A 24,900-nucleotide genomic window follows, 5' to 3' on the forward strand; every position below is an offset into this window, starting at 1 on the left:
GAGGTTTGAAATCGGATGATTTCAAACCTCTTTTATTTTGTTAACATTATCTTTTTCTTAATTTAAACATAAAATACAAATACATCAACATCCCAAACGAAAGCCCTTCCACCAAAGAAATCTGAAGGTTATTAAATGAAGTAATTTCTGACCAAAAATCTCCCTCTCCCTCAAAAACACCGTCTAATGCGTTAAGAATATACATGCTTACTCCAAAGTAACCTGCCAAAAAAATCCCTTTAACTAAGTATTTTCTTTTTAATTTTAAATAATCTTTCTTTTCAACTTCAACAAGATCCAACTTTTTTCGGCGCAAAAACACCGTCACGATAATAATTGAAAGCAACACCACAATCAGATTCCCAATTGTCAAAAAAAGGATTGCTCCATCTCGGTTAATTGAAACTAACAAAGTTGCCACAAAGGTTGAAATAATTAAATACCACCACATAAAAATAAAAATGAGATTGCCAATTTTATTAATTTGTTCTTTTCTATACTCATCTAAAATCCCGTCTATCCCATAAAACTTTTTCAATACTTTATCAATTAAACTTTTACTTTTCATTTTTTTCCTCCCAAAAAAGTGTATTCAGATCGCTATTCAAAGCTCTAGCGATTTTAGTGCACAATGCCAATGAAGGGTTATATTTGTTATTTTCAATCAGTGTAATTGTTTGTCTTGCTACATTAGTCTCTTGCGCCAATTCTAATTGTGATAAATTTATTTTTTTTCGATATTCTTTAACTCTATTCATTAAGGCCCTTCTTTTTATGCAATATATATATTCCCTTAATTATATATCATTTTTTTGATAAAGTCTATTAACGAAAAAAATGATACAAAAAAAGCTGCGGATCCGCAGCTTTTTACTAAAATTACAAAGATATTGTCTTCCTAATTCAGTGATTCTTTTCCTAATTTAAGCGTGGTGGTCCATTCATAGGCATCACGCGCTGTTTCCATCGTTATTCCATGACCAACATCGTACTCATGATAAGTGACACTTTGGGCATATACCCTGAAAAAGTCAAATAGTTGATGCCCAACTTCAGGTGGAATAACAATATCCTTTTTACCCTGCGAAATAAAAACAGCCGTTTCTATTTCCTGTGATTTCAAATGCTGTCTAGCCCATTCTGAAATAAAATCAGGTAGCCTGCCACTTAGTAACAAAGCAGCTTGTAACCACTCTGGATGAAAAGTCATCAATGTTGTTGCTAAAATTGCACCTTGACTAAAACCTATTACTGCTAACGGATGTCCTTCTAAATGATTAGCTTTTAAAATCCTTTGAGTCTGTTCATAAATCTTCTCGGCAGCATTACCGATCACATCGGGCTCTGAAGCTTCAAAAAAACGCGGGATGTAGTAAGCATAACCATTAGCATATTCAATTGAACCTTGAAAATGCAGTTCAATTACCTTTTGATTAAAAAACGAAATTGATGGACGCAAATCTAAATAATTTGACCCCATCCCATGAAGAGTGATAACAACTGGAGCATCTTGTTGATTGCCTAATCTTGAGGCACCAACCAACTCATATTTTAAATCAATCACATTAAATCCCTCACAAAATTGTATTACTAGTCACTAACAATAAGTTTATTCAAAATGCATTATAAACTTTTGTAATGTAACTGTAAAATAATTCAGCTCTTATTTAAAAAATTGACAAAATATATATTTTTTTGCCCACTTTTCAGGATTAAATGGCCTTTTAATTTAAATTAACATAGTTTCATCAATTTAATAAGTAACATAAATGAAATAATCGAAATTATAATTACAGACCAATTTTATTAAAAAAATCACAAAATATCGCTAATGAATATCCCGAAAATGATTCAAATTAAGAATTTTTTCTTGAGCAGATAAAACTTTCTGTACTTTTTCGGGATCATGCGCAATTATATACTTAATATGTTCCAAACTATCAATTATTTCCCGTAATTCACTAACCTCTCGCCGAATTTTCTCTATTTTTTCTGGAATCTGGCTGACAGCTTGCAAGTTAACCAATTCCTCCACCATTTCTTGGTATCTCAATATCGCAAATACGACATTGATGTTAGATGAAATGGTCCGAGGATTTTCTTGGTCAGGATTCCTCTCAATTAAGTTAAATAATTCCGGACAATAGCGCAACGATACTGTGTAACGTGGAAAATATCGATGAAAAACATGCTCTTCGTTTCTAAAACCAAAACGATCTACATCTGCCATTGTTTTTTCCCCCTTGGCAACACTTTTTAACCAATCCAATCAACTGGTTTTTGTTGTCTTTGTTTAAAATAATATTCAATTGCTGCAATAATTCTTTCTGCTGCATGACCATCACCATATGGGTTAACGGCTTTAGCCATTGCTTGATAAATTGTTGAGTTTTCCGTCAGTAATTCCTGCATTGCAGCAATTACGCTACTCTTTTTTGTACCGACTAATTTTAGCGTACCTGCGCTAACGCCTTCTGGACGTTCCGTAGTATCGCGCAAAACCAATACCGGTTTGCCCAGCGCTGGAGCCTCCTCTTGAACACCACCGGAATCAGTCATAATAAAGTAACTTCTCGCACATAAATTATGAAAATCAACTACATCTAATGGATCAACTAAATGCACCCTTGAGTTATTTGAAAAAGCTTCTCTAGCTACTGACTGAACTTTGGGATTCAAATGTACTGGATAAATAACTTCAACTTGCGAATCTTGCTGCATTACTTGGTTGATTGCAGCGAAAACATCTTTCATTGGTTTCCCCAGATTTTCACGACGGTGCATGGTTAACAAGATTAATTTCTGACCTGGAGTAATCTGGGTCAAGGTTTGATGATGATATTCTTGACTAACCGTTTGTTTTAAAGCATCGATTGCTGTATTACCAGTTATAAAAATTTTTTCAGCTGCTACATTTTGAGATAATAAATTTTCGCGGCTTTTTTTAGTTGGAGCGAAGTAAAGATCGCTCAAAACATCAGTTAGCTGCCGATTCATTTCCTCGGGAAAAGGTGAATACTTATTCCATGTACGCAGACCCGCCTCAACATGAGCTAATGGTATTTTTTCATAGTAAGTCGCTAAGCTGGCTGCAAAAGTTGTTGTTGTATCTCCATGAACCAAGACAATATCTGGTTTCACCTGTTGCAAAAGTTTTTCTAATTTTTGCAATACACTTGCAGTGATATCACTTAAAGTCTGATTTTGCTGCATTACTTGTAAATTATAATCTGCTGACAAATTAAATGCCGCCATTACTTGGGCTAACATTTCTTTATGCTGTCCAGTTACTGTGACGATTGTTTCAAACTTATCAGGTCGCTGCTGTAAAGAATAAATGATTGGCGCCATCTTAATTGCCTCTGGACGTGTTCCAAAAACTGTCATTACTTTAATTTTTTTCAAAATTGCACCTCAACTTACTTCCGACAGACACTATCCGTCATTATTTTTATTGTACTACAAAATTCAATGAATAACTTTTGAATCGTATATTTTAAAAATACTATTCAAAAAAATAATTTAGGTCGCGAAAAAAACGTAGAGAAAATACGAAATTCATCATCGTCAGGTATTAACTCCACGTTCTATTCTAAAAGATTAACTTAAACTCGTAAACCTGTAACTTTATTATTGATGCGCTTGATCGGAATCGAACCGATGACCTACCGCTTAGGAGGCGGTTGCTCTATCCTGCTGAGCTACAAGCGCAAAACACCAGCTACAACCATTTAATTATAAAAATTAAAAAAACTGATGTCAACTACATCTAGCCAATTAAGATGTTTTTTTTGTATGAAGGCCCTTATTTTTCTGATTACGCAAACGTTTCTTTGAATGCTTTTTCGGTGACTTTTTCTCAGAAACAACCTTTTGCTTAAATCTTTTTGTGTGTTTAGATAACGACTGGGCTGGAGAACGCTTTTCAGTATTTTCTTGTTCAAAATTTTTGCGTTCAACAACTTCACCGTAACTCAAAATCGCTTCTTTTATATTATATCCAGCAGGTTTTACTAATTGCTTCAGGCTTCTAAATGACCGCTCATTACCCAAGTTAATTACTTGTCCTGATTGCCCCATTCGGCCAGTTCGCCCTACTCGGTGAATGTAAGCCGTTAAAGTTGTCGGTAAATCATAGTTAATAACAGTCGGTAATTGTGGCAAATCTAAGCCGCGAGCTGCAACCTCGGTTGTTATTAATAATGGATACTTGCCGGCAGCAAATTGTTTAACGGCTTGCTGTCGCTGTGTTTGCCTTTGTTGACTGTCCAAAATAGCAAAATCAATTTGGTCATGTCGCAACCTTTCTGCCACTTCTTGGATTTCCGCCAATTGATTAATAAAAACTAAGCCCTGAAATTGTGTTTGTCGGCCAAACTTTCGCAAAAGATCATATCTTTTACGAGTTGGTGAAATTAAAAACCAATGAGTGACTTTTCCTTGTGTCTGGTCCTCTTGGCGAACATCAAACCGCTCAACTGCTTGTCCAAACCAATGGGGCAATTCATGTAATACCGATCCATCCGTCGCTGAAAAGAAAGCCAATTGCAACTGACTTGGAGCATGTCCCAACAATTCACGACAATCATTCATCGTTTGCTCGGTTAATAGAGCATCCGCTTCGTCAAAAACAACTGTCCGCAATTGATGCAGCTTTAATTTCTTGTTTTTGGCTAATTCCAATAACCGGCCTGGTGTTCCGACTACAATTTCTGGATGTTTTTTTAATTTTTCTTGCTGTCGTTTAACATTGGCCCCTCCCCCTAAAGGAGTAACTATTAAGGTCAACTTCAACTGCTGCAAACATTCTCTGATCACCTGAGTTACTTGTGCTGTCAATTCTTGCGAAGGCGTCACCACCAGCAACTGAGTTCCAGCTTTGCTTTGAGTGATTTGAAGCAAAGGCAAAACATAAGCTAAAGTTTTACCTGAACCTGTTGGAGCTAAGCCTAAAACATTTTTCCCCGCTTTTAAAAATTGATAAACTTTTTTTTGAATCAAGGTTGGTTCACTAAAACCAAGCTGTGTTGTTACTGCTACTAATTCTTCCATAACTACCTCTTTATTTTATACTTCAGCTATCTCATCTGCTGGGAAAGTTATTCCTGCACTATGCCGCAATTGCGCCAATAACTGATTAACTTGAACTGAAACCGCCAACCAATCCTCCATTTGCTGTTTACTCGATAATTTATCAGGTGCTAATAATATCTCATTAAAATCTCGAACTTCTGCTAACATTGGATTTTCTGGCAGAGCAGCTGCAATCTGCTGGGATTGATGCAATTCATCCATCAATGTCAACTTATTCAACTCTGCAGGATTATCAAGGAGTAACGTCTCTTTTAACCCATAAATTTCACTTGGCAAATATGAGTTGGCCGTTTTTCCTAAATTCAAAACTACTTTAAACTCTGGGTAAGTTAAAATAGCTGTGCCGCTACCATCAATTCCATTCCGGAGTTTTTGAGGGTAATAAATTGCTTGATGGGGGTAACCAAACCAACTAATTGCATTGTAAACAAGGTAAACCCCTAAATCCTGTAATGCACCACCCGAAAAATCTAATGAAAAAACGTTCGGTTCCGCACCAGCTAAAAATTCATCATAGCGTGATGAATATTTCATATAAGTTAGATTTGCTCCTTGAATAATTGCAAACTTCCGAATTTGCTGAGCAACTTTTTTGAAAAGTGGCTCATGAAAATGCCGAGCTGCTTCAAAATAATACAAGCTTGGATTTTGACGTAACAGCTTGACAATTGCCTTCATTTCAGTGGGATTAGAACAGGAAGGCTTTTCGACAATCACATTCTTTCCAGCCTGTAATGCCTGTTGAGACTGAGAAAAATGCAGACTATTTGGAGATGCAATATATACAACCGAAAAATCGCCTTGGTCAAAAAATGCTGGCAAATCTGTAAAGGTATTAACAGTCGTCCCAAATTGACCTGCAAATCGTTGAGCCGTCGCTATTTTCCGTGAATAAACACTAGTTAACCGCCAGCCTATACTCTGTGCCGCTTCAATAAATTGTTTTGTAATCCAGTTCGTACCGATTATTCCAAATTTAATCATACCTTTTCCTCCTCACATTATTTCAAGCTGTTGTTTTCATTATACCAAAAATCTAATACTATTAGGTTGAATAACAGTTATATCACAAACTTTTAACAAATTGATGGCAAGATTGCAGACTTGTCAATTTAGAATTAAATTTAGTCATCAAACTACTTAAACTGTCAAAAAAATGGTATATTATACCTGAAATAGTTAATGATTTAAAAATCTATCTTGGAGGGGCAATTCAATGATTCACAGCAATTCACGAAACGCAAATTTTTCTTTGCGGCAGTTGATCCATCATGCACACGCCGGCAAACGTTTTTTTCATATTAGTTCTGCAGCAGTTGCCCCGGATTTTTACACTGGCCACTGGTACTTTAGCGATAAAGAAACCAAACGTGCCCATCAATTAGAAATTACTGAACAATTAGGAATTTTAATTGACGGTCACCAGCTTCCTGGCAAAATTGTCCAGATTGATAATCAAGAATTACTTTTTTTAGACAAATACGGTTATCATTTAAGAATTGATGCCAGCAACCAGCAACCTGTCAGCCTTTATGATGAGGCTGATAACCGGGTGTATCCAGTTAGCAAAGCCGCCGACTGGGATCAGGGCCAAAATTAATTAATATTTTTTCTTAAGCTTCAGCACTTATTTGCCGGGTTCTAGAAACCGGGCTTTTTTTGTTATTTATAGTGTACTGAACAAAAAAGAGCTGCTCCATTATGGACGCAGCCCAATCAAAATTATTTAATTTTCACCAATCATAATCCTCTAGATCTTTTTTCCCTTTCCCCGTTGCTTGATCAAGCAAGATGCGCTGTTCGAAATGAGCAACATTATGTTTGGTAGCTTTGACCATATCAGGATTTACTGATACATAGTCAATTCCACTTTGAATTAAGAAATCTGTAAAGTCTGGGAACTCTGACGGAGTTTGTCCGCAAATTGAAACCGTCTTACCAGCTTGATGAGCAGTTTTAATCAGATGCCGAATAGCTCGTTTAACAGCGAGATTACGTTCATCGAATAGGGCTGAAACTGTATCATTATTACGATCACAGCCTAAAAGCAGCATCGTTAAATCATTAGAACCGATTGAATAACCATCAATAAACTGATTAAACTTATCAGCCAAAATGATATTACTTGGAATCTCTGCCATCATATAAACTTTGAAATCAGCATTCCGCTCCAATCCAGCATTAGCCATGATTTCCGTTACTCTTTTTGCCTCAGTAACCGTCCTGACAAATGGAATCATCACATTTAAATTTTTTAAACCAAATTCATTGCGAACTTTCTTAACGGCCGCTAGTTCAAGTTTAAATGCTTCTATATACTTAGGATCATAATATCGCGAAGCGCCTCTCCATCCTAGTAAGTCTGCTGGTTCATGCGGCTCATATTTTTCACCACCCTTTAAATTGCGATACTCACTAGATTTAAAATCTGAGAAGCGGAGAATAACTGGTCTTGGAGCCATTGCTCGTGCAACTTTACTAATTCCTTCAGCTAATTTGTCGACGACTCTCTCCGGATGTCCTTGTTCAATCAGATATAGCGGATGTTCATGAATGTAAGTTGTCCACAAAAATTCTTCACGCATTAAACCAATTCCATCAGCTGGCAAACTAGCATATTTTTCAGCTAAATCAGGATTTCCAAGATTCATCATTACTCCAGTAGCTGTTGGGGCAAAATATTCCGCAGCAACCGTGGCAGTTTCGCTTGTCGCTGATTTTGGAGCCGTTAATCCTTGAACATTGCCCTGGTAAACAACACCATTTTTGGCATCAACCGTAATTATGTCTCCTGTCTGCAAAACATCTGTTGCTGCAGCACCACGGCTCTTAGTTCCAACAATACATGGAATTTGCATTTCTCGTGAAACGATCGCGGCATGACAAGTCATGCCACCATTATTCGTCACAATTGCAGCAGCTTTTTTCATCGCCGGAACCCAATCAGGAGATGTCATCAGTGTAACTAAAATTTCTCCTTGTTTAAACTCTCCAATGTCTGCTGGGTCATCAATTACATGAACTTTTCCAGCCGCAACTCCCGGACTAGCTGGCAGCCCACGTGTAATTACCTTAGCATTCGCAGGATCAGCTATTTGTTCTTTAGCTTGCTGCTTCTTTTTTTGTGACCATACTGTTTCTGGTCTTGCTTGAACCATCCAAAGCTTATTGGTGTTTTTGTCCAAAGCAAATTCCATATCCATGTAACAACCATAATGTTCTTCAATTTTTTTAGCATAGCCCGCCAACTCTAGGACTTGTTCATCTGTTAAAACCGGTTTTTCAGCTATTTCCGCTGGAACTTTTTGTTCTTCAACACCTCCATCTGGCAATCTAACTAACTCGATATCTTTATTATTAATTGTTTTTGAAACTATTTTCATTGTCTCTTTATCTACCAAAAAATCATCCGGCGTAACCGTTCCTTGAACAATATATTCACCTAATCCCCAAATACCATCAATAATAACCTTGGTATCATCTCCAGTAGCAACATTTACACTAAACATAATTCCTGAAGATTTCGAGAAAACCATCATTTGAACTGCTGCTGACAAGGCAACTTTTTCATATGGGAAATTCTGCTTATGCCGATAATAAGTAGCCCGATCAGTAAATAGTGAAGCATAACATTGCTGAACTCGTTTGATTACGTCCGCCTGACCGCGAACATTTAAATAAGAATCTTGCTGACCAGCAAACGAAGCATCTGGCAAATCTTCTGCAGTCGCACTCGAACGGATTGCAACAAATGGATTAGTTTGCTCCATTTTTTCAGCTAATTGTTGATATGCCTGAGCAATATTTTGAGCTAAATCAGAAGGCATTTCAGCATTGGTTATTAACTCGCGAATTTTTACGCAGGCTGCGTGAAGCTCGTCTGAATCTTCATAATCAGTAATGCTAGCCAATAATGCATTAACCTGATCATTTAATCCAGTTGCATCCATAAAGTAACGGTAGGCATGAGCAGTCGTAGCAAAACCATAAGGAACTGGTATGCCAGCTAAGGAAGTCAACTCACCTAATGATGAAGACTTACCACCGACCAAATTGACATCAGCGCGATGAAGCTCATCAAACCATAAGACATTTGTTTTTTCCTTTTCTTCCATCATAATTGCCTCCTTGTAAAACGATCCCTTGAAAACGCTTTCAAATTACAACTTTATTTTACTACTTTATCAAAAATAGTCAATCTGTGCTTAGAAAGCTCTAATTTTTAAAAAAGCACTTAATTTAAGGAATTATTTTAATTATCAATGACTAATGCTTTACAACCAAAATACTTTTTACGTTAATTAACTAATTGAAAATTTATTTAATCTGTTCCAAACTACTTTTCAGAAAGGAGGAAAAGTTTGAGCGCTAATCAAAGTCATTTGATATTTATAAAATCTTTAGTTTCTTTTTTAGGGATGTTATTCGGTTGGTATATTGGAAAGATTGATTCATTAGTTTATATCCTGCTGGTATTTATAACTTTAGATTACTTGACCGGCTTGTTATGTGCTATTTCACAGCAAAAATTATCTAGTGAGATCGGGTTTCGAGGAATTTTTCGCAAAATGTTAATTCTTATCTTAGTCGGCGTAGCTCATTTGTTAGATAGTGTTTTATTACCCGCTGGAGCTAGTTTACGAACTGCTGTTATTTTCTTTTACCTCTCTAATGAAGGAATCTCACTACTAGAAAATGCTGGACAACTTGGCATCCCAATTCCCAACAAGTTAAAAGCCATTTTATCCCAACTCAGCGAAAAAAATAAAAACCATTAGTTTATAAATTTAATTCACTGAAATAACTTTTTTAGTTTGTTAATTCTGGTTCATTAACACTAAGCAAACTTAAATGATCATCACCAAGAATTCTTTGTTGCTATGAATTTTAAAAAACAGGTCTGAAAATTCCAGACCTGTTTTTTGCTGATTCAACTATTTTATTTTATTCATCTATTTTCTTTTGGCGATTAAAATTTATTTTTTTTACTAAAGAAGTCGCTTTTTTCTTTGCTGGATCAGCTATTTGGTGCCAAGTAGCTGATCGTTGTTGTTGCTTCAAAACTTTTTTTTCAGCTGCAGCAGCAGCCAACTGCTGACTATCTGCAATCACTTGTTGGTCAGCAAAGTAAATCTTAATAAACGTGTCCGGTGGTACAGCTGATCCAATTCGTGGCTTGACCTTGAAGACTACATTTGGCAATAAATTAGCATATTTTGCTTGTGGTGTCACTTTAAATTTGCCATAATTAAAACCATATTTTTCTAAAGCCTCACCCGCCTCAGTGATTGGCAATGAAACAACATCTGGAACGTGCAAATAACCTTTCCGTTTTTCAAGTTGATTATTTACCAATTTAGTTGCTTCGGCTAAAAGTTTCTGATCAATTGTTCCAACGGCAATTTTAGTTAATCCACCAATTATTCTCTTCTTCGTCATAGATGCTCCATCCCCTAAAATCATCTTTTCTCATCATACTCAGTCTAGGTAATTTTGTCTAATATAATGCGCACTTTTGACGAGTCATAGCAATTAAAAAATCAAAACTATTTAATTTTCACAAACTTAGTTTTACTAAGATTACACCCCAATTTAAATTTCAATTCCCTTGGCGTGCAAATTAGCCAGGCATTCATCCAAATAGGCAGCATTATGCTCCGGATAAACGGGAATTGTTAATGCACAAGGACGTAACTTGGTGTATCGCGGACAATGTTCTCCACGATAATGCGGATCAAACCATTTCTGGTTTGGATTGTATCCCCGGCGCTTCATCTCATCCAACACCAATAAGTGAAACTGATATAGCTTATAGGGAGAATATTGAAAAATATAGTTAACTGTTGCGTGTTTTTTCCCCCACCCGTTGCCTCGCAAGGCAGCTAATTCACGATGTTGCCCTAATAGCTGCTGGCGTGGCAATCTAGTTAATAAACTTTCATGCCATAATCTCATAATCTCTCCTATAGTTCACGTATAATTCGTGAATTCACTAAATATTCAATCTGATACTTCACCGCCAATTGCTTCAAAAAAGGACCTAACAAATCATTCATGGGATCTAGTTGTTGCAGCAATTTTAAATACTTTGCTTTTTCAATCGGTGTGCAAATTTTTTTAAAATATCCCCATACATGCTGGTAAGCCGTTGTTAATGTCTTAACGGTCGGTGTTTGCTGAGCAGCAACTCGCAATAAAACTTCAAATTTAGAATTTTTTTCTGCCGACCAGTCATTATCCTTAGCTAGTTGGCGCATTTCATTATAAATCTGTTGTGAATGAGCCATGACCCAGTATTTATTTTCAGCCCAGCGTCGCTGCCATTGTTCCATTATCCACCTCGCTAATAAAACATCATTTTAACTTGATTTCAAAATATTTGGTCCCAGGAATAGGATTATAAACATAGGGACTAATTTCGTAAAACCCCAATTGACGATATAATTTTTGGGCTGAGCTCATCGTAGCCAACGTATCTAAGCGAACAAAACTTATAGCCCATTTTTTGAGCCCGGGTTAACATTTGCTGCAGTAACTGCTTGCCTAAACCATGACCCCGAAACTCCGGCTTAAGGTATAAACGTTTTAATTCACCAATATTGGTTTGAAAACGATGAAAAGCCAAAATTCCTGCTGGTTGTCCAGCAACAAAAACCAACAAAACTGAACCTTGTGATCGGCCATATTTTTCCTTTAAATTTGCAATCTCTTCACTAAAATTTTGAAAACTCAAATCTAGACCTAAAGAGGCAGTGTATTCCAAAATTAATTTTTGGGTAATTTCCCATAATTCTAGTTCATCGTTTACCCATTTAAATTCAATTTTAGGTGAACTCATTAATCTTCTCCTACAATTAAAAGTAATATGTTCTATAGTATACTCAACTTAACATTAATGGCAACTGAAAGAATTGCACAAATGTTCAAAAATAAGTTAGCTAAACTGTGACAACTACGAGACCTTAAAATAGTGATATGCACGATACTAAATTATTCAAATAAATTTATTCCTGCAATAGGCAGTATTTCGAACATTCTTATATCTAAATCTATATGTTATAGATCACACTTAATTTAAAATATATTAAGCTTGTAAATTCCAGATTAGATTTCATCCTCAACAGCTGTGACTACTTGTTTTAATTTACCATTTCCTAATTGAATTAGTAGTAAATTTATTCATTTTAATCATACCAAACCTTAACTCTAAATAACAAATCCCAAAACTCCAACGTTCATAAAACTGCTTAATTAGTTTTGCATCGAAATAATTTATCAATATTTGCTATTATTACATATACTGAACCGATCAAAGACATGCGTGCTCCACTTGAAAATAGAACTTTATTAGCTGTTTCAATTAGAACTCTGTATTCATTTTTTAGAATAAATAGAAAATATATGTCTGTGAGAGATAGTATTATATAAAATAAAGGATTTGTCTTGTTTAGAAAAACGCTCACTATTAGCATTGTTATTGGAATATATAATAAAAAAGGACCAAATAAGTTGCCACCAGTCCAAATTAGCTGGCAACCTGTTAAAAAATTCCCCCCCGAATGTACCTGATAACTTTCACTAGTTTCATAAAAATTCCCAATAAATAGTGAAAGTAACATAATCAGAGACCCAACTGCATCTTTTTTATCTATTACTTCCATTCATTTCACCCACAAAAACTATTTTTTTATTTGCATCAGGTATATTTTTTCAACATCTACAATTGTTTTTGTATTTCTTTTTTTTATTATTTTCTTTGATATTTCTCCTTTTCTGTCATGATGATGAAGCTTAATTACTTCTAGTAGTCTGTCGTTACTTAATCTATTAAGTTTCCAAAATAATACTTTATTAATTAATTTTTTTAATAAGCAGAATGACCAGCCAATGCTTGCAGCAATAACTATAATAAGTAAATAAAATAAGCTTTCTTTCAACATCTATCTCCTCATTAATTTTCAATTATTTCTGGTTCTCCCCAAAAAAAGCCTTGCTGCAACTCTATTCCAATTTCTCGAAATACTTGTGCTTTATCCTTTGTATCAATTCCCTCCACCACAAACTCTAAATTGTTTTCTTTAGCTATTGAATTCCAGAACTGAACAAGCAATAGCTGTGAGTTTAAACTAATCAACGAAAATGGTAAAAGAGATAATTTTAATCTGTTTATTTTATTTATATTTTTCAATGTAAACAAAAGTGTATTTTGCCCGACCTCTACGTCGTCAAGTCCTGTCATATAGTTTAATTTTTTCATTTCATTTAAAAAAGCTTCTACTTGAGAAGTATCATAAATAACTTCTTCGTGTTCAGTGATCTCAATTCGTATATGTTGATTAATATCGTGTAACGATTTTAAAACATCCATTGTTGACCTGTATGTGCATTGCTTCGGAGACAAATTCACACAAAAAATTATATCAGGGTTATATTGTATGCGCTTTCTTAAATTTTCGAATAACCATTCTAAATATAATTTATTTATTTCATCGCTCTCCGACAATAAAGCAAATTCTTCTTTAGGGAACTTTTTCCCCCCTTCTATTCGCAGAAGAACTTCATAATTATAAATTTCATTTTTTTTATAATTTCTTAATCTCATAATAGGTTGATATACTAAAAAACATTTTCTTAATATTTCTTGCACACTATTTTTTTTCAAAGCATTCTCCTGTAAAATTATTTTCGTTTAGGGTAAACTCTAAATGATACACAGTAAATACTATAACTATAACAACCATCTGTCAATTATTATATATTTTTGAATTAAAATTCACTTTTTAAAAATAAATTGCATATACTTCAAATCTTAAAATACATCTAACTAGTATATGTATATTAGTTAGATATATTTCTAGTGCAATTGTTTTATTTGGGTTTACCCTAAATAAAATATTATAATATAACATAAATATTCATTTTTATGGAGGATAATTTATATGAAAATTGGTTATATTAGGGTATCTTCAAAAGACCAAAATTTAGCTAGACAACTAGAAAGATTAAAACAAGTTCATGTTGATAAAATATACTCCGAAAAGATCTCAGGTAAAAATATAAAAGAAAGGACAGAACTTTTAAAATTAATAGAAAGTATAAGTGAAAAAGATATATTATACGTTACCAGCTTAGATCGTTTAGGCAGAAATGCAGATGATTTGACTAAAATAATTCAAGCCATTCGTCAAAAAGGGGCTTCAATACAAAGTTTAGACTTACCAGATTTTTCTAGTGTCCCCGATACAAATCTGCGAAATATGTTAACAGATATTTTAATAACCGTTTTTAAGTTTCAAGCACAAAATGAGCGTGAAAGAATAAGAGAAAGGCAAAAAGAAGGAATAGCTTTAGCAAAAAAAAGAGGTGTCTACAAGGGACGTCCACTTCTATATAGTGCTACCTCTCCAAATAAAAAAAGACGTAGTATTTATTTCTCTATAAAAAACGAATTAAAAAAGGGACTATCAATTCGTTTTTTGGCAAACAAATACAACATCAGTACTGGAACAGTTTGCAGAATAAAGAAGGAATCTGATTGAAAGCAGCTATTCTTAACGAATTATTTATCACTCTAAAAAAACCGCCAGTTTCGTGATTCTCGAAAGCTAACGGTTTTGGTTTTGATGATTTGAATCTAACACTGGGTTACTTTTATTTTGGTTATTTTCCTGGCTGCTATTTATTAATATATTGACAAATTTCTTCATTTGTTTCAAAAACAGTTAGCTACTTACAATTAAGCATTCTCTTTATCATCGCTTATTTTGTAAGTATCCTGTGAATTTGGAATTGTGTTTTTGACCACTATCTTAAAGACTAACTTAAGTATGTCTTTCACTGCTGAGTGCTTGTTTGCAATCTTCTTTCTCATTTGTATCTGATTGATTGGGCACACGCTGCTTATGCAGGGTTACTCTATGGCATCTTAAGCAGAATCATAGCATATGCTTTGTTTACGGTTTTAGCTTTGATTGCTTAAAAAATTAACCATAAATAAAAATAGTCTAAAAAGACTGAAAGACAAAGTTCTTTAGTATACTTTTTACACAAAACTTGCTGCTTGCAGCAAACTGAATTTATATATCAACTTGTTTTATTGCCACTATCGGCTTTTAAACAAACTGAATTTTAACACTGATTATTCTGTTCGACTTTTCCAGCGACTATTTTCTTGGTAAAGAAACTGCTCACTTAAATTTGACTGCAAAAATATTTTCACTAACTCATCCATACTATCAGCTAGCTTCAATAACTTTAACTTGCTTAGTTCAGTCCAAAATACTGGACTTAGGATGAAAGTATAGACACGATTTGGTAGAATTTCTACTAGAGAGGATCGTGTCTTATGAGCAAAAGAAAGAGATATTCTGTCGAATTCAAGAAAATGATCGTTCAGCTGTATGAAAGCGGGACATCAGTCACTGATCTTACCAGCGAATATGGGATTGCCAGTGCCACCATTTATAAATGGAATGATTTGTACAAGAAAGATAATGACACCGGGGTCTCCAAGGCCGACTTGTTAGAAATGCAGGCAAGAATTGCCAGGCTGGAAAGTGAAAACGATATCCTAAAAAAAGCATTAACCATATTCGCAAAAAAGTAAGTATCAAAGATTGGCAGTCAGCTATTAAAGTAACGGCATCAGCGCATAGCGTTAAAGAAGTCTGTCAGACGTTGCACTTATGTCGATCAACCTACTATCAGTACCAGTACCAGTACCAGTACCAGCACCAGACTAAGCCCGAACAGTTTAAGCGGCGCCAAGTTTTATACCAGCAAATCCGACGCATCTACTTTGATCATCGGCGGGTTTATGGCGCTCCTAAAGTTCACGAGGAACTTTTACGTGAGGGCTATCATGCCAGTTTGAAACTGGTTCAAAAGCTGATGCGACACCTAGGCCTCCGGTCAATTGTCGTCAAAAAGTGGCGCTATGAGCACAACAACTATATTGACCAAATGACCTACCCTAATTTGTTAAAACAAGACTTTAAAGCTGTCAAACCTAATCAAAAATGGGCTGCTGATATTACCTATATTCCGACCAAAACTGATGGGTGGTGCTATCTGGCAACCATCATGGACTTGTATTCTCGCAAAATTATCGCTCATAAATTAAGCCGACACATGACAACCGAGTTGGTTGTCAACGTACTTAATCAAGCTTGTGAAACTAGAACTGTCAAGGCTGGTTTGATTCTGCATACTGATTTGGGCAGCCAGTATCGAAGTACTGCCCTTGAAACAGCATTGAAGCAACACGCTATCCGGCACTCTTACAGTAAACGTGGCTATCCGTATGACAATTCTGTGGTGGAGTCATTTCATGCCAGCTTCAAGAAGGAGGAGGTTTACCAACGGACTTACAAAGACTATCATGAAGCCAATTTGGCTCAGTTTAGTTACATTGAAGGATTTTATAATTCTCGGCGGATCATTAGTGCCGATGGCTATTTAACTCCAGATGAAAAAGAACAATTAGTCAGTTAGAAATTCTACGTAATCGTGTCTAAAAACTTGACTCAGATCCATACTTTTCCCTCAGAGGATGACTTGATCTTTCCAATAAAATTATTGGTTTTATACAATAAGACCAAATACCTTGAACCATCCTCATTAATCCAATCCTTAATCCCACATAACTGCAACTCAGCTACTGTCAAACCAGTTTCCTCAAAAACCTCACGAATAGCCGCAACACTCATTGACTCCCCAGCTTCAACATGACCACCGGGAAATGTAATTCCTGGCCAATTAGGGTTTTTGCGATCTTCAACCAAAACATGACCGGTATCATCATAAATTAAGCACAGATTAGTTAACGTTGTTTTAACACTGCGATCCATTAAATTTCCTCTTATTCATTATTAATTCTGCAACTGCCTTGTGGTTCAAATCATAACTATTTTTTAGCTATCAAGACTTTTGTAAAAAGCCCAGCGTACATGCCATTTATTCCAGTATTAGAAATGTTAATTTCTTTTGCACCTAATTGCTGCAAAAATTGCTGATATTCACCCACATGTTCAATATCAATTATAACCATTCGGCCACCTTTTTTTAAAACCCGAAAAGCTTCCTGAATAGCTGCTTGCCGCTTGTAAGCAGGTTTAAGATTATGGATTGATAAACTAGCGACAACATAATTAAAATTATTTCCTTTAAAAGGCAGTTTGACCATATCGGCTGTCAACAGCTCGCTAACATCAGCCAACTGTTGCTCAACAATGAGTTTTTTTGTGTTTTCAAAGGAATTATTGGCTTGATCTTGCTTATTCCAAATATCGATTCCGATAATTTTCCCGGGATGCTGCAAATGCCGAGCAATTTCAATTAAAAAAGCTCCATGACCAGTTCCTAAATCTAAAATTTGAGCATTTTTTTCGATATTTAATCCCGCAACTACTTTTTTTATTATCCGATACTTGCCAATTAATGAAGTATGCAAATAGACTGCCGCTAAAAGTAAGAATAACATTGGGAAAATAAAGTTTGTCCATTCACCTACTTTTATAGCAGATACTAAGCCTAATAAACCGAAAAGGATAAAGGCCAATGGAACTAATGGAGCATCAACTGATTTTTTCATTTTTCTCCTCAACAATTTGAAATATATACGAAAACATTCCTGTAGCTAAGTATAGCATTTAGTAATTTTTATAAAAATAACATTTTACAAAAAAATTCTTACTGCAATTAATCTGCAGTAAGAACCTTTAATTTAGAATAGCATCTTAAAAAAATTTAAAGACTGTCTTGAATAGTATCAGCTAAATAATCATATAGCATCGCATGCTTTAATTGTTTAGTATCCACTCCCAAGGCCTCAGCAATTGCATAGGCAAAAGCCCAAGCTGTTGCGGGTCCACGGCTAGTTAGAACTTTGTGTTTCGTATCAGTAACAGTAATATTTTCTTTGAAATTACCAGTTGGAGCATCCTTTTTTGTTTCTGAATCTAAACCAGGAAAAACGGTATAGTCGGCATCGGCTAAAACTCCATAACGAGCTAGTGCACGTGGTGCTGCACACATCGCAGCATCCCAATGGTCGTTTTCATGGCGTTTAACCATTAAATCCCGCAACTTCTGATTGTCCCGCAAGTTAGCTGAACCGGTCATCCCGCCTGGAAAAGCTACTAGATCATAATCCAACAAACTATCATCAACAACCTTGTCACAAGTCAACTTTATCTGATGATCACCCATAACTTCTTTGCTGGTTAAGCCTACCATGTCTGTTGAAACATTTAAGCGACGCAATACATCAACAATACTTAATCCCTCAACTTCTTCACAACCATCCGCAAAAACAACTGCCACTTTTGCCATTTAAAAACTTCCTTTCCAAATAAATCGCATTATTCAATCGTTAAACGGGCCGATTTACGCAAAACTGCTTTTCTTCTGTTATTCTAGCACATCTAGAAATTTTGGTTGATGATTACCCATCATAATTAATTCTTTATTTTGATAAAGATTGTTCTACCAAAAGGTTCATAATCCACACTAGTCCAACTGTCTAGAAGCCCAATGGTATCAATTGTTTTGCTGGGGTAATTTAAATTGATCATAAATAAAGCGAATAGCTCTGGTGGCTCTACCTGTAATGATTTCATAATCTACTGAATTTGTAGTTGTTAACCCATCAACTAACAAGTTTGCTAACCCTAAGGAAAATGTTTGAGTAAAGTTTTCTTTTTCTTTTGAATTAGCCATAGTCTGACACAGTTGATTAATTAATACTTTAAAATGATTAGCAATGACAACCGGAACATTGACCTCGTTTTGACTTTTAATGCATTTTAAATAGAATCTTTTATGGTAGTAAATATCAAAAAAAGTCAACTTGATGATATCTTCCCACAACAAATAATTTAAGTTATTATCAATTAATTCGGTTAAACTATCGTTAACAAACCAATTTAGTAAAAAGTATTTATCCTCAAAGTAATCGTAAAAAGTCTGTCTGCGAACATTAGCTACAACCATAATCTCAGTCACTGAAACATTGGATCTGAGTCAAGTTTTTAGACACGATTACGTAGAATTTCTAACTGACTAATTGTTCTTTTTCATCTGGAGTTAAATAGCCATCGGCACTAATGATCCGCCGAGAATTATAAAATCCTTCAATGTAACTAAACTGAGCCAAATTGGCTTCATGATAGTCTTTGTAAGTCCGTTGGTAAACCTCCTCCTTCTTGAAGCTGGCATGAAATGACTCCACCACAGAATTGTCATACGGATAGCCACGTTTACTGTAAGAGTGCCGGATAGCGTGTTGCTTCAATGCTGTTTCAAGGGCAGTACTTCGATACTGGCTGCCCAAATCAGTATGCAGAATCAAACCAGCCTTGACAGTTCTAGTTTCACAAGCTTGATTAAGTACGTTGACAACCAACTCGGTTGTCATGTGTCGGCTTAATTTATGAGCGATAATTTTGCGAGAATACAAGTCCATGATGGTTGCCAGATAGCACCACCCATCAGTTTTGGTCGGAATATAGGTAATATCAGCAGCCCATTTTTGATTAGGTTTGACAGCTTTAAAGTCTTGTTTTAACAAATTAGGGTAGGTCATTTGGTCAATATAGTTGTTGTGCTCATAGCGCCACTTTTTGACGACAATTGACCGGAGGCCTAGGTGTCGCATCAGCTTTTGAACCAGTTTCAAACTGGCATGATAGCCCTCACGTAAAAGTTCCTCGTGAACTTTAGGAGCGCCATAAACCCGCCGATGATCAAAGTAGATGCGTCGGATTTGCTGGTATAAAACTTGGCGCCGCTTAAACTGTTCGGGCTTAGTCTGGTGCTGGTACTGGTACTGGTACTGGTACTGGTACTGATAGTAGGTTGATCGACATAAGTGCAACGTCTGACAGACTTCTTTAACGCTATGCGCTGATGCCGTTACTTTAATAGCTGACTGCCAATCTTTGATACTTACTTTTTTGCGAATATGGTTAATGCTTTTTTTAGGATATCGTTTTCACTTTCCAGCCTGGCAATTCTTGCCTGCATTTCTAACAAGTCGGCCTTGGAGACCCCGGTGTCATTATCTTTCTTGTACAAATCATTCCATTTATAAATGGTGGCACTGGCAATCCCATATTCGCTGGTAAGATCAGTGACTGATGTCCCGCTTTCATACAGCTGAACGATCATTTTCTTGAATTCGACAGAATATCTCTTTCTTTTGCTCATAAGACACGATCCTCTCTAGTAGAAATTCTACCAAATCGTGTCTATACTTTCATCCTAAGTCCACATGCTGAAAATCTTTTTTTTCAACTAAAGACTGAAAAGCTTTGGCAATTTTTTTCTTTACAGTGTAGGATATTATAATCACCTCAAATAAACAATCTCACTGCAATTATAGCATTTGTTAATGTTTAAAATTTCATTTTCAAAAACAAAAATCGAACTAAACAAGTAATTTAATAACTTGTTTAATTCGGCTTTTAATCTTATTCTATAATTTTTAACTCTTTAAAGCCTTATTAACAAAAATTGGCTTAATCTCATGACTATCAGCATAACTATGTGCAAGATATGATGCGCTCTTCATAGCATTGATAACCATTTCTGGTGTTACTTTAAATGGCATATTAGACATTGTTTCAGAAGGATCCGTAGCTTTTTTGCCAATTTTATATAGTTCCTCTGCTGTTAATTCATCTAGATTTGTATCTTCAAGTGTAATTGGAAGGCCCAAAGTTAAATAGAACTTAATGTATTTATTCAGCTTTTCATGTGATGCGCCCTCTAAAACCAATTCAACCATTGTTCCGAAGGCTACCTTTTCACCATGAGTTAATTTGTGAATGTCTCCTTTAACAGCTGTAAAACCATCTTGAACTGCATGAGCTGCTGCAAGGCCGCCGTTTTCAAAACCTAATCCAGATAACAACGTATTAGCTTCAACTACATTCTCCAGAGCAGGAGTAACTAAATTCTGTTTGCTTGCTTCAACAGCTTCATAAGCATGTTTCCATAAAGTATCTTCACAAGCCGCTGCAATTGCTCTGCCTGCCAATGTAGGAACACCACCACGCCCGTTATAAGTAACACCATAACTTTGAGCCGTGACTTTTGCTTCAATATTGGTAGCCATTGCATCTGCAATACCAGAAACAAGTGTTCTAACAGGCGCATTAGCAACGATTTTAGTATCCATTAAAACTAAGTTGCTATGATGTGTGTAAAATGCATAATGAGAAAAAGTTCCATCGTCATCATAAATTACTGAAAGCCCTGCTGTCGGAGCATCAGCAGATGCGGCTGTGGGAATAATTACTAATTTGGCTTGAGCTTTATCCGCAACACCTTTACTGGTATCAATTGTTTTTCCTCCACCAAGACCAATTACAACTTCTGCATCTTTATCTTTAGCAATTTGAGTAATTCGTTCAACTTCATCAGCAGAAGATTCTCCTTGAAAAACAACTTTAGTTACTTGGAAACTTTGTTTTTCTAAATAATTTGAAAATTCATCACCGGCAATTCCCCAAATGATTTTATCTGCTATTAAAACAATCTTTCGTCCAAAAGGTTGGATATATTTTGCAGATCTTTCTAATAAACCAGCACCTTGAATATATTTATCAGGACTAACAAAAATCTTATCACCGTCACGCATGTTAGGTACCACCTTTCTTTTAGTAAGTATTTTCATCAACAATTTCATTGTAAGCGGTTACTAAGGAGCTGTTAAGTGGACAATTTCAAGAATGTGTCCGTATACACTGAAAGCGGATTCAAATAAAATAGAAGTGAAAACATTTAGAGAAAGGCAAGTGGCTAATAATGAAAAAGATCATCAACGATCCACAAGATGTTGTTGCAGAAATGATTGATGGAATGGTGCGAGCTTACCCACAATTTGTTAAAAAAATACCTGAAACTTTTGCTATGATTCGCAGCGATCAAGCTTCAATGAAAGATAAGGTTGGTATTGTTAGTGGTGGTGGCAGTGGTCACGAACCAACTCACGCTGGTTTTGTTGGCAAGGGAATGCTCAGTGCGGCCGTTGCTGGTCAAGTTTTCACTTCACCAACACCTGATCAGATTTATGCGGCAATCAAGGCTGTTAACACTGGCAAAGGTGTTTTTTTAGTTGTTAAGAATTACTCTGGCGATGTGATGAACTTTGATATGGCTAAAGATATGGCCGAAATGGATGATATCCCAGTCAAATCAATTGTGGTTGATGATGATATTGCTGTTGAAAACAGTCTTTATACGCAAGGAAAGCGCGGAGTTGCTGGAACTATCTTAATGCATAAAGTCTTGGGTGCAGCAGCTGATCAAGGTGCATCTTTGGATGATTTGGAACAATTAGCCCAACAGGTTCTGCCACACATTAATACGATTGCGGTTGCTTTAAGTGCCGCTACCGTACCAGAAGTGGGCAAACCAGGATTTGAGTTAGCTGAAGATGAGATTGAATATGGAGTCGGAATTCACAGTGAACCCGGTTATCGTCGTGAAAAAATCAAGCCATCAAAGGAATTAGTGGCCGAATTGGTTGCTAAGCTAGATAATAGTTTACAACTTGCAAAAGATAAAAAGTACGCTATTTTAGTTAACGGTATGGGAGCAACCCCATTAATGGAACAATACATCTTTGCCCATGATGTTTTGAACAAATTGGCTGAGAAATCAATTGAGCCGGCTTTTGTCAAAGTTGGCAACTATATGACGTCATTAGACATGGCAGGAATTTCATTAACTGTTTTTGAATTAGCTGATAACAAATGGTTAAATTATTTGAATTATCCCGTTGAAACAATGGCTTGGTAACAAAAAGTTGAGGAGGAGAAACTCGTGGAATTAACTTTAGAAAAATATTTAGTGTGGATGAAAGAATTTGCGCAAAAAATTAGTGAGCAAAAGGACTATTTAAGTGATTTAGATTCAAAAATTGGTGATGGTGATCACGGGAACAATATGGCTCGTGGTTTAACAGCGGTAAATGAAGGATTAAAAGCTAAACAACCAGCTGATTTAACAACAGCTTTGAAAGTTACTGCTATGGCTTTAATCAGTAAAGTTGGTGGAACGGCTGGCCCGCTATACGGAACCGCATTTTTGGAAATGGCCAAACTCAGTCCTAAAACAACCAATTTAGGACAGTTGTTGAAAGCAGCGACGGCAGGTTTAAAAAAACGCGGTGGAGCTCAAATGGGAGATAAAACAATGGTTGATGTTTGGTTACCAATCACAGCTGCTGTAAAAGACAAACAATTAAGCGCTGAAAAAATTAAACAAGCTGTTGAAAGTACTAAACCTATGGAAGCTAAAAAAGGACGGGCTTCTTATTTAGGTGAACGTTCAATTGGTCATTTGGATCCTGGGGCCGTTTCAAGCGGTTATTTATTTGAGGCACTATTACAGGCAGGAGTGATCAAATGAGTTATGGAATTTTGATAGTTTCACATGTTCCAGAAATTGCGGCTGGAGTGCCCAAACTGTTAAAGCAAGTAGCAAAAGATGTTTCGATAACTGCAGCTGGTGGAACTGATGAAAACGAAATCGGAACTAGTTTAGAAAAAATCACTCAAGCAATGGAAGAAAATCAAGCTGATGAAGTTTTAGCATTTTATGATTTAGGCAGTGCTAAAATGAATTTAGAGATGGCAGCTGAAATGACAACAAAGAAAGTTCATCTATACGATACTGCTTTAGTTGAAAGCTCATACGTAGCTGCATCGTTGTTACAAGCAGGTGTTGACTTGGCAGCAGTTGAAAAGCAATTAGCTCCCTTGAAAATTAAAGGAGATAATTAAAAGTCTGAAGCACCATTGTCAATTTGAAGCTTTTTAAATCCGACTGTTATCTCAACTTTTGAGATTCAGTCGGATTTTAATTTTAAAGCTTGGCATAATAAAAAAACCTTTCAATTGGCGCAGGTATTAATAATTTTGAACTTGAATGCCAATACTATTGAGCTCATCCCTGACCTATAGTTTTTGAATTCAAGATTATGTATTAAACAGCCAAAAGGAATACAATTAATTTTGACTGTAAGTTAGACAAAACAGGAAATTTCGTCATCTAGAGGTTGATGCAACCCCAATAAAAATTGCTAAGATTCAAAAAAGCTCAGACAAGTTCTAACTAATTACCAAAAGCAACAATCTCCAATGGATACTTCAATTACAACTACAACCCTGAAAAAAAATTTAAAATATGTTTCAAACAGCTGTGAATTATCGTTTTCTAATGGTCCAGGATTATGTCCGCCCCCTTCTATGTATAAAGTTCTTGCAAAATACATTAAATTAGTTATTACAGAATTATTTAGCATCCACTATATGGAGTTCACGTTCAAAGATGGTGAAGTGATTAAAGTTAATACGTAAATATTCAGGATGTGCGGCACTCAGCTATTTTTGGCTGAGTGCTATTTTTTATCAAAGTTATCTTTGCTATAGACCCTGAAACCGCAGGCCGAGCACTCAAATGTATACTCGTTAATACTATCAAATTCCTTCACACCATGGTTTGGCATTACAGATAACCTTCTATCTTTATTCCAACATTTTGGACAATACTTTGTTTCATCGTTTTTTCTTCTAAGAAAACCGTTGTCATCCATATACACATTCTTATTACTAAGAACGTCTGATCTTATTTCAGCTATTTCTTCCCTTAGCTTAATATTTTCATTGCTAAGCAAACTTAGCTTTTGTTGAAGCAATATTATCTCATCATTCAATTCCTTATCCTTATATTTTTTAGCAATTGACTGCACTTTTTCAGCAACGGTTATGGAATCCGAGATTAAAGACATTTAATCAT

31 protein-coding genes and 1 tRNA gene are annotated in these 24,900 nt (G+C 35.7%); 8 read left to right on the top strand and 24 right to left on the bottom strand.

Going from position 1 to position 24,900, the window contains the following annotated elements; translation table 11 throughout:
* Nucleotides 1–46 precede the first annotated feature (46 nt).
* The 8 genes from G6O73_RS08400 to G6O73_RS08435 all read right to left on the bottom strand — a co-directional run bounded on the left by G6O73_RS08400 (nucleotide 47) and on the right by G6O73_RS08435 (nucleotide 6,078).
* Complete coding sequence (locus G6O73_RS08400) at nucleotides 47–568, bottom strand: DUF3278 domain-containing protein (RefSeq protein WP_057885412.1); 522 nt, start codon at nucleotides 566–568, stop codon at nucleotides 47–49.
* Nucleotides 558–758 (bottom strand): helix-turn-helix transcriptional regulator, encoded by a 201-nt coding sequence (locus G6O73_RS08405; protein ID WP_057885411.1) that lies wholly within the window; start codon nucleotides 756–758, stop codon nucleotides 558–560. The genes G6O73_RS08400 and G6O73_RS08405 overlap by 11 nt, the downstream gene beginning before the upstream one ends.
* Before the next feature lie 140 nt (nucleotides 759–898).
* Complete coding sequence (locus G6O73_RS08410) at nucleotides 899–1,564, bottom strand: alpha/beta hydrolase (protein WP_057885410.1); 666 nt, start codon at nucleotides 1,562–1,564, stop codon at nucleotides 899–901.
* Nucleotides 1,565–1,828: 264 nt separating this feature from the next.
* The gene (locus G6O73_RS08415) at nucleotides 1,829–2,230 is read right to left on the bottom strand and encodes a hypothetical protein (protein WP_057885409.1); all 402 of its coding nucleotides are present in this window, start codon (nucleotides 2,228–2,230) and stop codon (nucleotides 1,829–1,831) included.
* 26 nt (nucleotides 2,231–2,256) lie between these two features.
* Entirely contained in the window at nucleotides 2,257–3,405 is a 1,149-nt protein-coding gene (gene wecB / locus G6O73_RS08420) for a non-hydrolyzing UDP-N-acetylglucosamine 2-epimerase (RefSeq protein WP_057885408.1), read from the bottom strand.
* A 232-nt stretch (nucleotides 3,406–3,637) separates the two neighbouring features.
* Nucleotides 3,638–3,711, bottom strand: a tRNA-Arg gene (locus tag G6O73_RS08425).
* 66 nt (nucleotides 3,712–3,777) lie between these two features.
* Complete coding sequence (locus G6O73_RS08430; RefSeq protein WP_057885407.1) at nucleotides 3,778–5,052, bottom strand: DEAD/DEAH box helicase; 1,275 nt, start codon at nucleotides 5,050–5,052, stop codon at nucleotides 3,778–3,780.
* Nucleotides 5,053–5,067: 15 nt separating this feature from the next.
* Nucleotides 5,068–6,078 carry a Gfo/Idh/MocA family protein gene (locus G6O73_RS08435; protein ID WP_057885406.1) on the bottom strand — a complete coding sequence of 337 codons (1,011 nt, stop codon included), beginning with the start codon at nucleotides 6,076–6,078 and terminating at the stop codon, nucleotides 5,068–5,070.
* Nucleotides 6,079–6,310: 232 nt separating this feature from the next.
* Between G6O73_RS08435 and G6O73_RS08440 the strand changes: the two genes are divergently transcribed.
* Nucleotides 6,311–6,694 (top strand): DUF4828 domain-containing protein, encoded by a 384-nt coding sequence (locus G6O73_RS08440; RefSeq protein ID WP_057885405.1) that lies wholly within the window; start codon nucleotides 6,311–6,313, stop codon nucleotides 6,692–6,694.
* Between the two features lie 133 nt (nucleotides 6,695–6,827).
* Here G6O73_RS08440 and ppsA read toward each other — a convergent pair whose 3' ends face one another.
* Nucleotides 6,828–9,209: a phosphoenolpyruvate synthase gene (ppsA, locus tag G6O73_RS08445; RefSeq protein ID WP_057885404.1), complete on the bottom strand. Its 2,382-nt coding sequence runs from the start codon at nucleotides 9,207–9,209 to the stop codon at nucleotides 6,828–6,830.
* Between the two features lie 246 nt (nucleotides 9,210–9,455).
* Here ppsA and G6O73_RS08450 point away from each other — a divergent pair, with 246 nt between their 5' ends.
* A complete protein-coding gene (locus G6O73_RS08450) occupies nucleotides 9,456–9,872 on the top strand; it encodes a phage holin family protein (protein WP_434737642.1) in 417 nt (138 codons plus the stop codon).
* A 166-nt stretch (nucleotides 9,873–10,038) separates the two neighbouring features.
* On the opposite strand, the gene G6O73_RS08455 is transcribed toward G6O73_RS08450, so the two are convergent.
* From G6O73_RS08455 to G6O73_RS08485, 7 genes are all read right to left on the bottom strand, one after another.
* A complete protein-coding gene (locus tag G6O73_RS08455) occupies nucleotides 10,039–10,533 on the bottom strand; it encodes a PASTA domain-containing protein (protein WP_057885403.1) in 495 nt (164 codons plus the stop codon).
* 153 nt (nucleotides 10,534–10,686) lie between these two features.
* The gene (locus tag G6O73_RS08460; protein ID WP_057885402.1) at nucleotides 10,687–11,049 is read right to left on the bottom strand and encodes a TIGR02328 family protein; all 363 of its coding nucleotides are present in this window, start codon (nucleotides 11,047–11,049) and stop codon (nucleotides 10,687–10,689) included.
* Between the two features lie 8 nt (nucleotides 11,050–11,057).
* On the bottom strand, nucleotides 11,058–11,426 hold the full coding sequence (locus tag G6O73_RS08465; protein ID WP_057885401.1) for a YbgA family protein: 369 nt from the start codon (nucleotides 11,424–11,426) through the stop codon (nucleotides 11,058–11,060).
* 80 nt (nucleotides 11,427–11,506) lie between these two features.
* A complete protein-coding gene (locus G6O73_RS08470; protein ID WP_057885400.1) occupies nucleotides 11,507–11,932 on the bottom strand; it encodes a GNAT family N-acetyltransferase in 426 nt (141 codons plus the stop codon).
* Between the two features lie 409 nt (nucleotides 11,933–12,341).
* Nucleotides 12,342–12,755: a hypothetical protein gene (locus tag G6O73_RS08475; protein ID WP_057885399.1), complete on the bottom strand. Its 414-nt coding sequence runs from the start codon at nucleotides 12,753–12,755 to the stop codon at nucleotides 12,342–12,344.
* A gap of 18 nt (nucleotides 12,756–12,773) precedes the next feature.
* The gene (locus G6O73_RS08480) at nucleotides 12,774–13,034 is read right to left on the bottom strand and encodes a hypothetical protein (RefSeq protein ID WP_057885398.1); all 261 of its coding nucleotides are present in this window, start codon (nucleotides 13,032–13,034) and stop codon (nucleotides 12,774–12,776) included.
* 11 nt (nucleotides 13,035–13,045) lie between these two features.
* On the bottom strand, nucleotides 13,046–13,756 hold the full coding sequence (locus tag G6O73_RS08485) for an EAL domain-containing protein (protein ID WP_057885397.1): 711 nt from the start codon (nucleotides 13,754–13,756) through the stop codon (nucleotides 13,046–13,048).
* Nucleotides 13,757–14,033: 277 nt separating this feature from the next.
* Between G6O73_RS08485 and G6O73_RS08490 the strand changes: the two genes are divergently transcribed.
* The 3 genes from G6O73_RS08490 (at nucleotide 14,034) to G6O73_RS08500 (ending at nucleotide 16,587) form a co-directional block, all read left to right on the top strand.
* Nucleotides 14,034–14,633 carry a recombinase family protein gene (locus G6O73_RS08490; protein ID WP_057885396.1) on the top strand — a complete coding sequence of 200 codons (600 nt, stop codon included), beginning with the start codon at nucleotides 14,034–14,036 and terminating at the stop codon, nucleotides 14,631–14,633.
* 806 nt (nucleotides 14,634–15,439) lie between these two features.
* Entirely contained in the window at nucleotides 15,440–15,700 is a 261-nt protein-coding gene (locus tag G6O73_RS08495) for a transposase (protein WP_057885727.1), read from the top strand.
* 2 nt (nucleotides 15,701–15,702) lie between these two features.
* Entirely contained in the window at nucleotides 15,703–16,587 is an 885-nt protein-coding gene (locus G6O73_RS08500; RefSeq protein WP_336512545.1) for an IS3 family transposase, read from the top strand.
* Nucleotides 16,588–16,619: 32 nt separating this feature from the next.
* On the opposite strand, the gene G6O73_RS08505 is transcribed toward G6O73_RS08500, so the two are convergent.
* The 7 genes from G6O73_RS08505 to G6O73_RS08535 all read right to left on the bottom strand — a co-directional run bounded on the left by G6O73_RS08505 (nucleotide 16,620) and on the right by G6O73_RS08535 (nucleotide 21,736).
* The gene (locus tag G6O73_RS08505) at nucleotides 16,620–16,943 is read right to left on the bottom strand and encodes an 8-oxo-dGTP diphosphatase (RefSeq protein ID WP_057885723.1); all 324 of its coding nucleotides are present in this window, start codon (nucleotides 16,941–16,943) and stop codon (nucleotides 16,620–16,622) included.
* Between the two features lie 56 nt (nucleotides 16,944–16,999).
* Complete coding sequence (locus G6O73_RS08510) at nucleotides 17,000–17,686, bottom strand: class I SAM-dependent methyltransferase (RefSeq protein WP_057885724.1); 687 nt, start codon at nucleotides 17,684–17,686, stop codon at nucleotides 17,000–17,002.
* A 155-nt stretch (nucleotides 17,687–17,841) separates the two neighbouring features.
* The gene (locus tag G6O73_RS08515) at nucleotides 17,842–18,426 is read right to left on the bottom strand and encodes a DJ-1 family glyoxalase III (RefSeq protein ID WP_057885725.1); all 585 of its coding nucleotides are present in this window, start codon (nucleotides 18,424–18,426) and stop codon (nucleotides 17,842–17,844) included.
* Nucleotides 18,427–18,633: 207 nt separating this feature from the next.
* Nucleotides 18,634–19,098, bottom strand: a complete 465-nt coding sequence (locus G6O73_RS08520) for a dihydroxyacetone kinase transcriptional activator DhaS (RefSeq protein ID WP_157056677.1) — start codon at nucleotides 19,096–19,098, stop codon at nucleotides 18,634–18,636.
* Nucleotides 19,099–19,147: 49 nt separating this feature from the next.
* Nucleotides 19,148–20,065: an IS3 family transposase gene (locus tag G6O73_RS08525; protein WP_219935234.1), complete on the bottom strand. Its 918-nt coding sequence runs from the start codon at nucleotides 20,063–20,065 to the stop codon at nucleotides 19,148–19,150.
* Nucleotides 20,041–20,301: a transposase gene (locus tag G6O73_RS08530; protein ID WP_057885727.1), complete on the bottom strand. Its 261-nt coding sequence runs from the start codon at nucleotides 20,299–20,301 to the stop codon at nucleotides 20,041–20,043. Before G6O73_RS08530 ends, G6O73_RS08525 begins: the two co-directional genes overlap by 25 nt.
* Nucleotides 20,302–20,578: 277 nt before the next feature.
* The gene (locus G6O73_RS08535) at nucleotides 20,579–21,736 is read right to left on the bottom strand and encodes a glycerol dehydrogenase (protein WP_057886519.1); all 1,158 of its coding nucleotides are present in this window, start codon (nucleotides 21,734–21,736) and stop codon (nucleotides 20,579–20,581) included.
* A gap of 167 nt (nucleotides 21,737–21,903) precedes the next feature.
* Here G6O73_RS08535 and dhaK point away from each other — a divergent pair, with 167 nt between their 5' ends.
* Genes dhaK through dhaM form a run of 3 tightly spaced genes read left to right on the top strand, consistent with a single transcriptional unit; the run spans nucleotide 21,904 to nucleotide 23,885 of the window.
* Nucleotides 21,904–22,899 (top strand): dihydroxyacetone kinase subunit DhaK, encoded by a 996-nt coding sequence (gene dhaK, locus G6O73_RS08540; protein ID WP_057886518.1) that lies wholly within the window; start codon nucleotides 21,904–21,906, stop codon nucleotides 22,897–22,899.
* Between the two features lie 24 nt (nucleotides 22,900–22,923).
* Complete coding sequence (dhaL, locus tag G6O73_RS08545) at nucleotides 22,924–23,511, top strand: dihydroxyacetone kinase subunit DhaL (RefSeq protein ID WP_057886517.1); 588 nt, start codon at nucleotides 22,924–22,926, stop codon at nucleotides 23,509–23,511.
* Nucleotides 23,508–23,885, top strand: coding sequence for a dihydroxyacetone kinase phosphoryl donor subunit DhaM (gene dhaM / locus G6O73_RS08550; RefSeq protein WP_057886516.1), 378 nt, complete (start codon nucleotides 23,508–23,510; stop codon nucleotides 23,883–23,885). The genes dhaL and dhaM overlap by 4 nt, the downstream gene beginning before the upstream one ends.
* A 617-nt stretch (nucleotides 23,886–24,502) precedes the next feature.
* On the opposite strand, the gene G6O73_RS08555 is transcribed toward dhaM, so the two are convergent.
* Nucleotides 24,503–24,892: a hypothetical protein gene (locus G6O73_RS08555; protein WP_057886515.1), complete on the bottom strand. Its 390-nt coding sequence runs from the start codon at nucleotides 24,890–24,892 to the stop codon at nucleotides 24,503–24,505.
* Between the last annotated feature and the right edge of the window lie 8 nt (nucleotides 24,893–24,900).

The sequence above is a fragment of the Liquorilactobacillus nagelii DSM 13675 genome, from assembly GCF_019444005.1.
GTDB lineage: Bacteria > Bacillota > Bacilli > Lactobacillales > Lactobacillaceae > Liquorilactobacillus > Liquorilactobacillus nagelii.

What these genes read in the sequence shown, in the direction of transcription:
- G6O73_RS08400 (WP_057885412.1), bottom strand. Translation starts at nt 568, where the DNA reads ATGAAAAGTAAAAGTTTAATTGATAAAGTATTGAAAAAGTTTTATGGG.
- G6O73_RS08405 (WP_057885411.1), bottom strand. Translation starts at nt 758, where the DNA reads ATGAATAGAGTTAAAGAATATCGAAAAAAAATAAATTTATCACAATTA.
- G6O73_RS08415 (WP_057885409.1), bottom strand. Translation starts at nt 2,230, where the DNA reads ATGGCAGATGTAGATCGTTTTGGTTTTAGAAACGAAGAGCATGTTTTT.
- G6O73_RS08430 (WP_057885407.1), bottom strand. Translation starts at nt 5,052, where the DNA reads ATGGAAGAATTAGTAGCAGTAACAACACAGCTTGGTTTTAGTGAACCA.
- G6O73_RS08435 (WP_057885406.1), bottom strand. Translation starts at nt 6,078, where the DNA reads ATGATTAAATTTGGAATAATCGGTACGAACTGGATTACAAAACAATTT.
- G6O73_RS08440 (WP_057885405.1), top strand. Translation starts at nt 6,311, where the DNA reads ATGATTCACAGCAATTCACGAAACGCAAATTTTTCTTTGCGGCAGTTG.
- ppsA (WP_057885404.1), bottom strand. Translation starts at nt 9,209, where the DNA reads ATGGAAGAAAAGGAAAAAACAAATGTCTTATGGTTTGATGAGCTTCAT.
- G6O73_RS08455 (WP_057885403.1), bottom strand. Translation starts at nt 10,533, where the DNA reads ATGACGAAGAAGAGAATAATTGGTGGATTAACTAAAATTGCCGTTGGA.
- G6O73_RS08460 (WP_057885402.1), bottom strand. Translation starts at nt 11,049, where the DNA reads ATGAGATTATGGCATGAAAGTTTATTAACTAGATTGCCACGCCAGCAG.
- G6O73_RS08465 (WP_057885401.1), bottom strand. Translation starts at nt 11,426, where the DNA reads ATGGAACAATGGCAGCGACGCTGGGCTGAAAATAAATACTGGGTCATG.
- G6O73_RS08470 (WP_057885400.1), bottom strand. Translation starts at nt 11,932, where the DNA reads ATGAGTTCACCTAAAATTGAATTTAAATGGGTAAACGATGAACTAGAA.
- G6O73_RS08475 (WP_057885399.1), bottom strand. Translation starts at nt 12,755, where the DNA reads ATGGAAGTAATAGATAAAAAAGATGCAGTTGGGTCTCTGATTATGTTA.
- G6O73_RS08480 (WP_057885398.1), bottom strand. Translation starts at nt 13,034, where the DNA reads ATGTTGAAAGAAAGCTTATTTTATTTACTTATTATAGTTATTGCTGCA.
- G6O73_RS08490 (WP_057885396.1), top strand. Translation starts at nt 14,034, where the DNA reads ATGAAAATTGGTTATATTAGGGTATCTTCAAAAGACCAAAATTTAGCT.
- G6O73_RS08495 (WP_057885727.1), top strand. Translation starts at nt 15,440, where the DNA reads ATGAGCAAAAGAAAGAGATATTCTGTCGAATTCAAGAAAATGATCGTT.
- G6O73_RS08505 (WP_057885723.1), bottom strand. Translation starts at nt 16,943, where the DNA reads ATGGATCGCAGTGTTAAAACAACGTTAACTAATCTGTGCTTAATTTAT.
- G6O73_RS08510 (WP_057885724.1), bottom strand. Translation starts at nt 17,686, where the DNA reads ATGAAAAAATCAGTTGATGCTCCATTAGTTCCATTGGCCTTTATCCTT.
- G6O73_RS08515 (WP_057885725.1), bottom strand. Translation starts at nt 18,426, where the DNA reads ATGGCAAAAGTGGCAGTTGTTTTTGCGGATGGTTGTGAAGAAGTTGAG.
- G6O73_RS08530 (WP_057885727.1), bottom strand. Translation starts at nt 20,301, where the DNA reads ATGAGCAAAAGAAAGAGATATTCTGTCGAATTCAAGAAAATGATCGTT.
- G6O73_RS08535 (WP_057886519.1), bottom strand. Translation starts at nt 21,736, where the DNA reads ATGCGTGACGGTGATAAGATTTTTGTTAGTCCTGATAAATATATTCAA.
- dhaK (WP_057886518.1), top strand. Translation starts at nt 21,904, where the DNA reads ATGAAAAAGATCATCAACGATCCACAAGATGTTGTTGCAGAAATGATT.
- dhaM (WP_057886516.1), top strand. Translation starts at nt 23,508, where the DNA reads ATGAGTTATGGAATTTTGATAGTTTCACATGTTCCAGAAATTGCGGCT.
- G6O73_RS08555 (WP_057886515.1), bottom strand. Translation starts at nt 24,892, where the DNA reads ATGTCTTTAATCTCGGATTCCATAACCGTTGCTGAAAAAGTGCAGTCA.